Consider the following 12,419-nt stretch of genomic DNA (forward strand, 5'->3'; position numbering starts at 1 on the left):
CTGGACAGATCCGTTGCAGTGCCGGCCATGGAGCCGGCACTGTTATTTCTGTTTGGATGACGTATCTATGACAAATAGTGCATGTGATGCTTGGGAATGACGAAGCCCATGGGGTACCATGCTTCAACCGTATGAGCCTAGCGTCGCGGCGGTAGTCAACCCCGCTGCTCGAGGAACCGGAGGAATATCCATGGCAGTAGCCCATAAGTTTATCGTCGCAGACGACCATCCGCTGTTTCGTGCAGCGCTCACTCAGGCGTTGCGCCAGTTAGCCCCCCAGGCTGAGATTGTCGAAGCCGACACCATGGAAGCCACCACTGAGGTCGTTAATCGACATCCTGATGCTGATTTGATTTTGCTAGACCTCCATATGCCAGGAGCGCATGGCTTCTCAGGTTTGATTCAATTGCGTGGCCAGATGCCCGATATTCCGGTGGCGGTTGTTTCAGGCAGTGACGAGCCCTATGTAGTACGTCGTGCCATCGATTACGGCGTATAGTGGACCCCGAAAACAAGACACTGGTTTAAGATATGCTGAGGCCGGTTTCGAAGGGACCAGAGATGTCGAAGCAAAAACGTAACACCCACTCTCCAGAGCTGAAGGCCAAGGTGGCCTTGGAGGCGGTTCGTGGCCTCAAGACGGCCAACGAAATCGCGCAGGAGTTCGGGGTCCACCCCGTACAGGTCGGCCAGTGGAAGAAGGCACTGCTGGCTGACTCCGCCACCTTGTTCGACAAGAAGCGTGGCCCGAAGCCCAAACCTGAGTATCAGACTGACGAAAAGCTCTACGGTGAAATCGGCCGTCTGAAGATGGAGCTCGACTGGTTGAAAAAAAAGTCCGGGATCAGCCTGCCATGATCCGCCGCGGCTGGATTGACGCGACTGACCGGGTGCCGCTACTCCGACAGTGCGCCTTGGCAGGCATTGCCAGATCAACGGTTTACGCTCAACGACAGCTGAAGATGCCAGAGGATCTGGATATTGAGCTATGCCATGCGCTCGATGAGATCTACACGCGCTGGCCGTTCTACGGCAGCCGCCGGATGGTGGTTGAACTCGGTCGCCGAGGCTTCCGGGTCAACCGCAAGCGTGTGCAGCGACTGATGCGGGGCATGGGGCTGGCAGGAATGGCGCCGGGCCCCATGACCAGCCGGCCGCACCCGGAGCACAAGATCCACCCGTACCTGCTGCGAGGTGTGTCAATCACACGCCCCAATCAGGTGTGGAGTACTGATGTGACGTACATCCGGCTGGCATATGGCTTCGTGTACCTGGTGGCGATCATCGACTGGTACAGCCGCAAGGTGCTGAGCTGGCGGCTGAGCAACACCATGGACGCCGACTTCTGCGTAGACGCCCTGGAGAGCGCCCTACGGCTACACGGCACGCCGGAGATCTTCAACAGCGACCAGGGGTCTCAGTTCACGAGCCAAGCCTTCACGGGAGTGCTCAAGGATGCGGGCATCGCCATCAGCATGGATGGCCGTGGCCGGGCATTCGACAACATCTTCGTCGAGCGGTTATGGCGGACGGTCAAGTACGAGGACGTGTATCTCAAAGGCTATGCGCGCCTCGGCGAGCTGACCCTCGGCCTGTCCGACTACTTTGCGTTTTACAACACACAGCGGCCCCACCAGTCACTGGGCAACCGCACGCCAGACGATGTTTATCAGTCGGGCCTCGGTGGCGGCGCCTCCATTCCTGACCACTTCGGTAGTCAGAGGGTCACGCCACAGGATCAAGACTCAGGGCAGCGCTGTGCAGCTGCACCCATGGTCGAGGCGATAGCTTAAACTCAGATGATTTCTGTCTTGACGATGGGGTCCACTATAGCGCGTCAGGCTTTATTCCTAAATCTTCCTCGCTACAGTTGATTGCTGAAGCGGTGGGGGAAATTCTGCAAGGGGAAGTTTGGCTGCCAGAAGCGTTGGCGAACGTCTTAGATGAAACCAGCGAAGAAGAGTCGCGTTTTGCGGAGGCAATTGCCTCTCTGACGCCGCAGCAGTTTCGTGTGCTCAATATGCTGACGGAAGGTTTGTTGAATAAACAGATCGCCTATGAGCTTAGCGTCTCAGAAGCCACTATTAAGGCCCACGTGACGGCTATTCTGCGGAAGCTGGGAGTGCACTCGCGCACCCAGGCTGTTATTGCTGCTCAGAAACTTGAAGTGGAACCGCCGAAAGTTTCTTCTTGAAGGGTAAGTTGGATTCCCGATAACCCCCTTCGGGAATGACGGTGTGGTGCGTCTATCTCGCGGCTCCGTCATTCCCGCGTTCCTCACCACTGTGTCATTCCCGCATGCTTTTAGCGGGAATCCATTTTGAAGCAGGCTCCTAGGCATCAGCGAGAAAGGTCAAACTGGATTCCCGATAACCCCCTTCGGGAATGACGGTGTGATGCATCTGTCTCGCTTCGGGAATGGCGGTATGGTGCATCTGCCTCGCCGCTTTGTCATTCCCGCATGCTTTTAGCGGGAATCCATTTTGAAGCAGGCTCCTAGGCATCAGCGAGAAAGGTCAAATTGGATTCCCGATAACCCCCTTCGGGAATGACGGTGTGGTGCATCTGTCTCGCTTCGGGAATGACAATGTGATGCATCAATCCGCCGTATCATTACGTTTTCCCTCCTGCTCGGCTAGCCTGAAGAGTGCGAGTTAAAAGCGCGCGTAGCGCGGCGGGTTTGACCGGCTTAAGCAGCAGTTGATAACCCGCACGCTTGATCTCCTCGGCCACCGCTTCCGTGCGGTCGGCGGTAATCACAATGCCTGGTACGGCTCCCTCAAAGCGCTCGCTGAGTGCTTCGAGTGCCATTAGCCCCGTGACTTCATTGTCCAGATGATAGTCGGCCAAGATGGCGTCGGGGTCGCCGTCCATATTACGCAGAATCGATTTTGCACCGCCAATGCTGGTCGCCGTGAATACTTCACACCCCCAGCCGCTTAGCATGGCCGTCATGCCCTCTAAAATGAGCGTTTCGTTATCGATACACACAATGCGGGTACCCGCTAACTTATTACCGCTACGGCGGTTTTGAGGTTCTTGGTCCGCTAAGGTTACTTCACGGGCGGCAACAATGGGAACGCTGACGCAGAATGCAGTCCCCGCCCCTACCCAGGATCGAACCTTAATTGGGTGGTCAAGTACACGGCTCATACGATCAGCGATTGAGAGACCTAAGCCAAGCCCTTTCTCACTCTCTTTATGGCGTGAGACTTGATCCAATCGGCGGAACTCTTGGAAAATTTCCGTTAGCTTCGATTCAGGAATACCAGGCCCGCTATCCCATACTTCTATGGAAAGCCGTCCCGCTTGGCGGCGGCAGCCTAGTAGCACACGACCTTCTTGGGTATAGCGGATCGCGTTGGATAAAAAGTTTTGTACAATCCGGCGAAGCATCTGCGGATCGGAATCTACCCATTGTTGCGTCGGTACGACGACAAGATCCAGCCCACGGTCATCGGCCATCACTTCAAATTCGGCACGCAATGGGCGAATAATATCTGCGAGTGCAAAATGGCTGCGTCGCGGTGTAAGCGCACCCGCATCAAGCTTTGAAATATCTAGCAGAGTGCCAAGCAGCTCTTCAGCGGCTTGAAGTGAGTTATCAATATGGCTGATGGTGCGCTGGGTGTCGCTAGCGGTGACGTTTTGCATTAATGCAGAGGTAAACAGCCGGGCTGCGTTCAGCGGCTGTAGCAAGTCATGACTAGCGGCAGCCAAAAAGCGCGTTTTGGAGGCGTTAGCATCTTCAGCTAACTGTTTCGCTTGGCGCAGCGCTTGCTCTGCTTCAGCGCGCACACGGTTCTCTTGGCGCAGCGCCGCGTTGGCCTCGGAAAGTGCTTGCGTGCGCTCGCGAACGCGCTCTTCCAGGGTTTCGTTGGTCACTTTTAAGGCGATTTCGGCTTGGCGGCGCTCGGTAATGTCTTGATAAAGCGCGAAGAAGCCTAAAATCGATTGGCTATCGCCAAAGTGGGGCGTATAGGTGACCAGCATATAGCGCATGGCATCATTAACGCGCATTGAGACTTCAAAACTGACGCGTTCGCCTGCCAGCGTTCGCTGAACCCACGGCATGCGCTCTTCGGCTTTTTTAACCGGTAATACGTCTTCGTAGCGGCGTCCAATCACGGCATTACGATCTATGTCGAAAGCTTGTTCGTAGGCGCGATTGGTAAATAGGTAACGGCACTCTTTATCAAAGTAGGCAATCAGTGCGGGTACATTATCGGTGTAGATACGGATGTTGTTTTCAGAGCGGATCAGCGCCTCTTCGATGCGCTTCTGCTGAGTAATATCTTGATAGGTATAGACAAAACCACCACCAGGCATCGGGTTGCCTTGGACTTCCAATACGCTGCCATCTTGGCGATAGCGCACATAGCGGTGAGGCTGGCCGTCGCGAATGTTGTCTAGCAGCAGTTGGACATGCTCTTCCGGGTCACCTGGGCCATATTCGCCGCTGTGCGCGTTGTAGCGAAAAATGCGATCCATGGGGGCGCCGACCCGTATCAAGTGATCAGGGAAGCGGAACAGCTCTAAATAGCGTTGGTTCCACACCACCAAGCGCAAATTTTGGTCAACCACGCTAATACCCTGGTTGATGTTTTCAATGGTGGCTTGCAGTAGTGCGCGGTTGAACTCTAAGACTTGAGAGGCTTCATCAACGATTGAAATGACATCTGAAATGCCGATGCCGCGCCCCTGAAGCGCCGAGTTAACGACTATCCGTGCTGACGATGCGCCTAACACTGACGCAAGAAAGCGCTCAGTAAATTGGATGACGTCGATAGACGCCCGTGAACTATCTTCCATGGGTTTGCCCGCGCGGCGTGCGTAATCCTCAAATGCACGATCCACTTGGTCTGCCCCAAGAAAACGCTCACACAGCACTTTAAGGTCACCGACAGTGGTGGCACCTGTCCATGGGCGGTTTACGGATGTTTGACGAGTTTCTACGCTATCGACAAACAGCGATGCCTGAATACGCTCGACGACCCGCTGAGAAGTCACCTGTGACACAAAGATATAGCAGAACAAGTTGATACCCAGCGACAGCATGACTCCGTGGGTAAATGGATCGCTGAGGTTTAAGCCAAAGAGGGTTGTCGGCGATAGCCAATTAAGCCCTAAGGGGCCGCCCGCCAGCCATGCTTGAGGCAGCACTCCGGCATTGATCATAGCCGGCATTAACAAGCTGTATGCCCAAATCGCAAAGCCTGCGTTCATGCCAACAATAACGCCGAGGCGGTTACCGCGCTTCCAATACAGCCCGCCGATGAGTGCGGGGGCAAACTGAGCGGCGGCCGCAAAGGACAGCATGCCAATTGAGGCCAACGAGGTGAATTCGGCAATGAGCTGATAGAAGCCGTAAGCCATTGCCAATACAGCAACAATCGTCAGGCGGCGCGCGCGGAGTACTAAGCGGCCATAGTCACGAGCTTTGGTGTCGAACCAACGCAACCTAAATAGTGCTGGGATCACAATTTCATTAGAAATCATGATGGATACTGCCACTGCCGCCACAATAACCATGCCTGTCGCGGCAGAAAATCCGCCAATAAAGGTGAGCAGGGTCAGCCACTGCTGGCCAGACGCCATCGAAAGAGCAAGTACGTAAGTATCAGGCTCAACCCCGCTTTCCGAAAACAGCAGTAGACCGGCTGCCGCCAAAGGCACCACAAAAAAGGCGACAGCAAGTAAGTAAAGAGGAAATAGCCAGCGTGCTTTCGTTGCATCATCTGGATGGATATTTTCCACCACTGCCACATGAAACTGACGAGGCAGGCAAAGTATGGCGAGCATGGCGAGCAGCGTTTGCGCCCAGAAACTTTGGCCAAAATCTTGGTTGGCTAGCTGGCGCTGCAACTCCAATTGACTTTCGGCGTGGCCCATCAGTTCGCCGAGGCCATCAAACATGCCCCAGGTAACAAAAGCGCCGAGGATGACAAAAGCCAGCAACTTTACCAGAGATTCAAATGCTACTGCATGAATTAACCCTTCGTGGTGCTCTGTCGCGTCCGTGTGGCGAGTGCCAAAAAGGATAGCGAAGATTGCCATGACGATAGCGACATAAAACGCTGTGTCGCCAAACAGCGGCGTATGGGTCATATCCGCTGCGTCAGTAAGAACACTAAAGGTGGTAGACACCGCTTTTAACTGCAGGGCAATGTAGGGCAGGGTGCCAATGAGGGCAACTAAACTAGCAAACGCCGCAAGGGATTGGGTTTTGCCGTAGCGGGAAGCAATAAAGTCAGCGATTGACGTGACGTTTTGGTGTTTGGCAACACGAATCATTTTTGCCAGAACAGGCCAAAACAGTAAAAACGTTAAGATTGGCCCGACAAAGATACTGGCGAATGACCAGCCAGCCGTGGCTGCTTGCCCCACCGCGCCGTAAAACGTCCACGAGGTGCAGTAAATGGCCAATGCCAAACTGTAGATGATTGGCCGTCTGCGACTGGCGCCGTGAGTCCGTGCACGACGATCACCGAACCAGGCAATTCCAAACAGCACCGCAATGTAAAGCAGTGATACCGCGACCAGCAGACCGCCATGAAACATGTCGTCTCCCCACGTTGAAGGCTTCGCCTAGCGACGATCTAATATCAAATAACGATCATCTAACTAAAGACCCTATTCTAGGCGAAGGAGGGGCATCACGTCTGCTGATCGGCGGCAAGTTGGCAAACGGTTGTTAACAACGGCGCAGTTTGCCGTAGCGTGCGACGCTCGCTTAACTCAGCGTCGCCCGTCTCTGTATTCAGGGGGACTATCTCGCGGTGAGTACAGTTCAAGACATAAGGCTGGGTGGTCAGTATATCGGTATGGCGGCGTTCGAATTGATAGAGAATAAATTCAGCAATTAACTCATCGTCAATGTGACGAGCGCGCACATTGTCGCTATCAACGATGCTGAATTTAGTCGTCATCGGGAACACAAAGGTCCATGGTCGCCACACGGCACTAGACGTATCGCTGGAAATGACGATGGCAGTTTCAGGTAGTTGAGAGCGCTTGTGTTCAAACCAGCTGTATTCGGTTGAGACCTGATACCCCAGCATACCCAGGCCACCAAAAACGGGCACAATCCATTTAGGCAGCCGTTTACGGCTAAGCGTTCTAAGTAATAGACCTATCCCTGCGGCGGCAAGCCCTGCAAATACAGCGGCAACAAGATGCCAGATCATAAAATATCCTTTCTAAATGACATCGGGCTCCCCTAAGGAAGCCCGATGATAAGTATCGATTCCGAATCTAATGGCAGTGTGCCAAAGAGGAGGAGCCGATTATGACTTAGTGGTCGACCGCGACACCAGCACCTTTCGGATAACGAACGCTTTCTACCAGGTCTTGAATCTCCTGCGGAGGCTCTTCCGTTGCGCTAGAGACAGCAAACGCAGTTGCAAAGTTAATCATCGCACCTACTGCACCGAAGGAGAGCGGTGAAATGCCCAGAATCCAATTATCTGGCGTGTTGGCCAGCATGTTGGTGCCGGGGACGAAGAACCAACCGAGATAGGTGAAGATGTAGAGCAGGGTGCAGATTAGACCTGCCAGCATGCCGCAAATCGCGCCTTTGCTGTTCATGCGCTTGGAGAAAATGCCCATCATCAGCGCTGGGAACAGTGAGGCACCAGCGATACCAAAGGCAAGTGCAACCGTCTGCGCTGCGAACCCGGGCGGATTAAGCCCAAGATAGGTAGCCAGAAGAATCGCGCCGCCCATTGAAATACGTGCTGCCAGCATTTCACCCTTTTCAGAGATCTTCGGATTGATCATTGTTTTGATCAAATCGTGACTAATGGCTGACGAGATGGCCAATAGTAGACCTGCTGCTGTTGAGAGGGCCGCAGCAATACCGCCTGCTGCAATCAGGCCGATAACCCAGCCTGGCAAGTTGGCAATTTCTGGGTTTGCTAATACCAGAATGTCATTATTAACGGTCAGCTCGTTACCTTCCCAGCCACGATCAGAATAGTCGGTAGCATCATTGTACATTTGGATGCGGCCGTCATTGTTAAGATCGTTGAAGGCGATAAGCCCGGTTTCTTCCCACGTGCGCACCCACTCAGGACGATCTTCATAGAGAATCGGATTGCGGGCGGCTTCTTCGTAATTCTCTACTTGTCCTGCCATCTCTGGATAGACGGTGGTAGCCAAGTTCAGGCGCGCCATGGAACCAACCGCAGGAGCGGTGAGATACAGCAGCGCAATAAACACGAGTGCCCAACCAGCGGACCAGCGCGCGTCAGCAACTTTCGGCACAGTGAAAAAGCGAATAATAACATGGGGTAAACCAGCAGTACCCACCATTAGCGACAGGGTAAACAGCACCATGTTCAGCTTATTATCGACGTCGGCGGTATAGTCGCGGAAACCAAGTGCATTGACCACTTCGTCCAGCTTGGTCAGTAGCGGAATACCAGACTCCGTATGAGTACTGAACATACCAAACATCGGAATCGGGTTGCCGGTTAGTTGCATGGCAATGAACACCGCCGGAATAGTGTAGGCGATGATAAGCACTACGTACTGAGCGACCTGCGTGTAGGTAATGCCTTTCATGCCGCCAAAAACGGCATACAGGAACACAATCAGCGCTGCGATCCAGATACCCCAGGTGTTGCTCACTTCCAAGAAGCGCGAGAAAGCAACACCAGCACCGGTCATTTGACCGATAACGTAAGTAACAGAGGCAACGATCAAACACACAATCGCGACGAAGCGCGCAGTGTTGCTGTAGAAACGGTCACCAATAAAGTCAGGCACTGTAAACTTGCCAAACTTACGCAGGTAAGGCGCTAGCAGCATTGCCAGGATAACGTAACCACCTGTCCAGCCCATCAAGAAGGTGGAGTTAGCGTATCCGCCAGACGCTAGCAGACCGGCCATTGAAATAAACGATGCCGCTGACATCCAGTCAGCGGCAGTCGCCATACCGTTGGTGATAGGGTGAACGCCACCACCAGCAACGTAGAAGTCTTTAGTCGACCCGGCTCGTGCCCATATCGCAATCCCGATATAGAGCGCAAACGACGCGCCGACAAACAGTAAGTTAATGGCAAACTGGCTCATACTGGCTTACTCCCCAAGGCCGAATTTTGCATCGAGTTTGTTCATTCTCCAGGCATAGAAGAAGATCAGTACGATGAAGGTGAGGATGGAGCCCTGTTGAGCGAACCAAAAGCCCAAGTCAGTCCCACCAACGGGAATGCCCGCTAACAGCGGACGAAAGAGGATGGCACATCCATAAGAAACGAACGCCCAAACGGCCAAGCATCCAAAGATTAATCGGACGTTGGCTTTCCAGTATTCAGCAGCATTGGATTTGTCATCTGCCATTGTGGTGCTCTCCAGTTGTGATTTTTAGGGTTGGAAAGTTAACTCAGGATAGCGTGTGATCCATTAGGGCAATCCTTCATAGAAAACCGCTCTTTTAGTTGTCTGCGATGATTTAGTGCGATTAGACGCATATCACCTTGTTGGTTAAGTTGCTCTGCTGGTTAATGGTTTGGCAAGGTTTTCTTCAGTGCCTTGATAAGTGTTTAACAAGTGCCACGTGAACATCCTGTATAGCCCGTTGTTAATAGTGGGCAATAATTGCAAAAAATAAATCCCAGACTTTGGTATCAATGAGCTTTCAGTACGTATTGTGATGTTTGTTTTTTAAAATAAATACTTGTTTTTGATATTTTTTTAGTTTCTCTTCCTGGGTGATAGGACGATGGTCTATGGGTCGCTTAAAAGCAATGTTTGCTACTTTTAATAGGTGGTATATTAAATGGCCAAGTTTGCTAATTCATGTCGCTACTTTGGTCGCTAAACGAACGTCTTTACGACGTTAGCGGTATAGCAAAAGGTATAATAAAGGCGTTGGTTAAAAAGCAATCAAATCTTAAGCCATTGTGTTCTTCATCGCGATTAACTGGGGTCACTCATGATTGACGTTGATCTTTCCCAATTGCCCTTCACATTAATTGATGATGAAGGGCGTGACCACGTTCGTCGTGGTATGGACATCGCCTATTTTGATCGTGATGAAATTATTATCGAGATGGGGCAAGCGGGTGAATCGGTATTTTTGATTCACAAGGGCGAAGTTGCTGAACTGGATCCTACCCTGCCAGCGTCCAGTGCACGGATTGGGCACTACACGGCTGGTGATCTGTTTGGTGCCATTAGTATTCTGAATGGTAAAAGCCGCTATCGCTTCCAAGCTGAGCAAGAATGCTTGTGCTATGTGATGCCGAAGGCGCTATTTATAAAACTATGCCGTCATCATCCCGACTTCGAAAATTTCTTCAAACAGTCGCTATCTCACAAAGCGCGGTTAATGACTGAAAAGCGTGCCGAAGGCGGCGTGACCATGGCCGGCTTTATGTTGGCTAAGGTCAGCGAATGTATGCGTGAACCTCTTATCATGGATGCATCGACAGATATTGCCAGCGCGGTGCGTCAGCTCAACGATAGCCATGCAGATAGTTTGCTAGTCAAAACCCAGGGGGAGTTTGGCATTGTCACCAAAACCGATTTGCTCAATGGTGTGGTGCTGAACAACTTTGAGCATACAGCGCCCGTTGAGGATGTGGCCCATTTCTCGTTGGTAACCGTTACCCCCCATCAATACTTATTTGAAGCGCTCGTGCTGATGACGCGGCATAAAGTAACGCGGGTGGTGGTGATGGAACAGGGCGCCCTGAAAGGGGTGGTGGAGCTAACGGATGTCCTTAGCTATTTTTCGAGCCGTAGCTATGTCGTTAGTCTGCAGGTGGAGCAGGCAAGTAGCTTAGAAGCATTGGCGGCTGCCAGCCAACGTACGCCAGAATTGGTGAATGCGCTTATGGCGCAAGGGGTCAAACTACGTTTTGCCATGGACCTACTGGCCGCGTTGAATGGCCGAATCATCAATAAAGCGTGGTCATTTGTTATTCCTGAGCAGTATCACTCCCAAAGTTGCCTAATGGTGATGGGTAGTGAAGGGCGCGGCGAACAAATTCTTAAAACAGATCAAGATAATGGCCTGATTTTAGCCGATGACAGCCAATGGCCTTCGCTTGCCGAAGACATGAATGCGCTTACCCAAACGCTGATTCAGCTCGGCTACCCACCATGCCCAGGTAATATCATGGTGTCTAATCCTGAATGGGTTGGCACTGTGTCGCAATGGAAAAACAACATTGCTAAATGGGTGAGTGCAAGAGATGGCGATAGCCTAATGAAGCTGGCGATTTTACTGGATGCCCATGGTGTGGCTGGTAATCCGCAATTGCTAGACAGCGTGCGTGCGGAGCTGTTTGAACGCTGCTCACGGGATGAGCTATTGCTGTCCTACTTTGCGCGCGCTGCACTGCGTTTCTCAACACCGCTAACGCTATTTGGCTCCTTAAAAAAGCCCCAGCATGGGATCGATATTAAAAAAGGCGGTATTTTTCCCATTGTTCATGGGGTGCGCACAATGGCCCTCGAGCGACGCATTAATGCTACTTCCACCTTAGATCGCCTGGACGCTTTAGCAGAAGATGGTCGTCTTGATCGCCGTTTTGCGGATGACCTGGGCGAGGCGCTGGCGCTGTTTACCGAACTACGTTTAAAGCAGCAGTTGCAGACAGCAGAAGCGTCGACTCAGCAGCGCAGCAACCGTGTGGTGGTGCAAGAACTCTCGTCCCTTGAGCGTGATCTGCTGCGTGAGGCGCTGCATATCGTAAAAGATTTTAAGCAGCGGCTCTCCCATCGTTATCATTTGGAGTATTCGTGAGCGGAATGCGCTTGTTAGACCGGCATATGTCACTACTCAGTGGCTCGCTGCGTACATTAATGCAGCGCGAAAGCGACCGCCGACGCTGGGCAGATTCCCCCTACGCATGGCTGTTTCAGCCCTACATGGGGGAGGAAATGGTGGCGCTTGCCTGCCAGGCTAGCCCAGGCCAAGCGCCGGTGGTCAGCGTCGCTGCTGTTGTCTTAAGCCCAGGGAGAGTGCAGACCAGCCGAGCCTGGGTGGCTACCCTGGCAGAAGAGCAGAACAACAACGCCCCCGCGCTGCGGCGACATCATCAGCTGTATGCGACGGACACGGTGCTGGCGCCTAACGCTGAGCATCTTGGGGCGCTAGCTGAATTCATCGGTAATCGGCCGCTAATTGGTTGGCAGTTAGGCCGCTCGGTGGAACACCTTAATCTTTTGTTTAAAGCAGGGTTGGGATTTGGTTTGCCCAATGCCCAGGTCGATGTTGGTAAGCTACACTATCGCCAACTGCGTCGCTTACATCCGCAGTGTGAGACGAACGGCCACTTGACGGAAGCGCTCGCTCGTTGGCAAATGCCCGCTCTTCAGTGGATGGGAGTGCTGGGGGATGCAACCGCAAGCGCGCTTTTATATCTGCGTTTGCAGCGCGAGATCGCCCAGCAGGGATAGTCGTTACT

Annotated in this window: 7 protein-coding genes and 2 pseudogenes; 5 read left to right on the top strand and 4 right to left on the bottom strand. The window is 52.8% G+C overall.

The annotated features are described in order from the left end of the window. Window positions 1–190: 190 nt before the first annotated feature. From INT21_RS10415 to INT21_RS10425, 3 genes and pseudogenes are all read left to right on the top strand, one after another. A pseudogene (locus tag INT21_RS10415) lies at window positions 191–493 on the top strand (response regulator); the annotation flags it as partial. Between the two features lie 68 nt (window positions 494–561). Beyond that, a protein-coding gene (locus INT21_RS10420; RefSeq protein ID WP_226930558.1) for an IS3 family transposase occupies window positions 562–1,793 on the top strand; the annotation gives its coding sequence in 2 pieces (ribosomal slippage) (window positions 562–838 and window positions 838–1,793; 1,233 coding nt in all). A 35-nt stretch (window positions 1,794–1,828) separates the two neighbouring features. Further along, a pseudogene (locus tag INT21_RS10425) lies at window positions 1,829–2,194 on the top strand (response regulator transcription factor); the annotation flags it as partial. 419 nt (window positions 2,195–2,613) lie between these two features. On the opposite strand, the gene INT21_RS10430 reads toward INT21_RS10425, so the two are convergent. The 4 genes from INT21_RS10430 to INT21_RS10445 form a co-directional block, all read right to left on the bottom strand. Further along, complete coding sequence (locus tag INT21_RS10430) at window positions 2,614–6,561, bottom strand: NahK/ErcS family hybrid sensor histidine kinase/response regulator (protein ID WP_193068619.1); 3,948 nt, start codon at window positions 6,559–6,561, stop codon at window positions 2,614–2,616. 95 nt (window positions 6,562–6,656) lie between these two features. Further along, a complete protein-coding gene (locus tag INT21_RS10435; RefSeq protein WP_193061850.1) occupies window positions 6,657–7,187 on the bottom strand; it encodes a hypothetical protein in 531 nt (176 codons plus the stop codon). Between the two features lie 106 nt (window positions 7,188–7,293). Beyond that, entirely contained in the window at window positions 7,294–9,075 is a 1,782-nt protein-coding gene (locus tag INT21_RS10440; protein WP_193061849.1) for a sodium:solute symporter family protein, read from the bottom strand. Between the two features lie 6 nt (window positions 9,076–9,081). Beyond that, window positions 9,082–9,342, bottom strand: a complete 261-nt coding sequence (locus INT21_RS10445; protein WP_038477966.1) for a DUF4212 domain-containing protein — start codon at window positions 9,340–9,342, stop codon at window positions 9,082–9,084. A gap of 595 nt (window positions 9,343–9,937) precedes the next feature. Here INT21_RS10445 and INT21_RS10450 point away from each other — a divergent pair. Together INT21_RS10450 and INT21_RS10455 are read left to right on the top strand one after the other, a co-directional pair. Then, window positions 9,938–11,755 carry a putative nucleotidyltransferase substrate binding domain-containing protein gene (locus tag INT21_RS10450; protein WP_193061848.1) on the top strand — a complete coding sequence of 606 codons (1,818 nt, stop codon included), beginning with the start codon at window positions 9,938–9,940 and terminating at the stop codon, window positions 11,753–11,755. Window positions 11,756–11,760: 5 nt separating this feature from the next. Next, window positions 11,761–12,411: a DNA polymerase III subunit epsilon gene (locus INT21_RS10455; protein WP_193061868.1), complete on the top strand. Its 651-nt coding sequence runs from the start codon at window positions 11,761–11,763 to the stop codon at window positions 12,409–12,411. Window positions 12,412–12,419 lie beyond the last annotated feature (8 nt).

This window comes from Halomonas sp. 3F2F (assembly GCF_014897805.1).
Classification (GTDB): Bacteria; Pseudomonadota; Gammaproteobacteria; order Pseudomonadales; family Halomonadaceae; genus Vreelandella.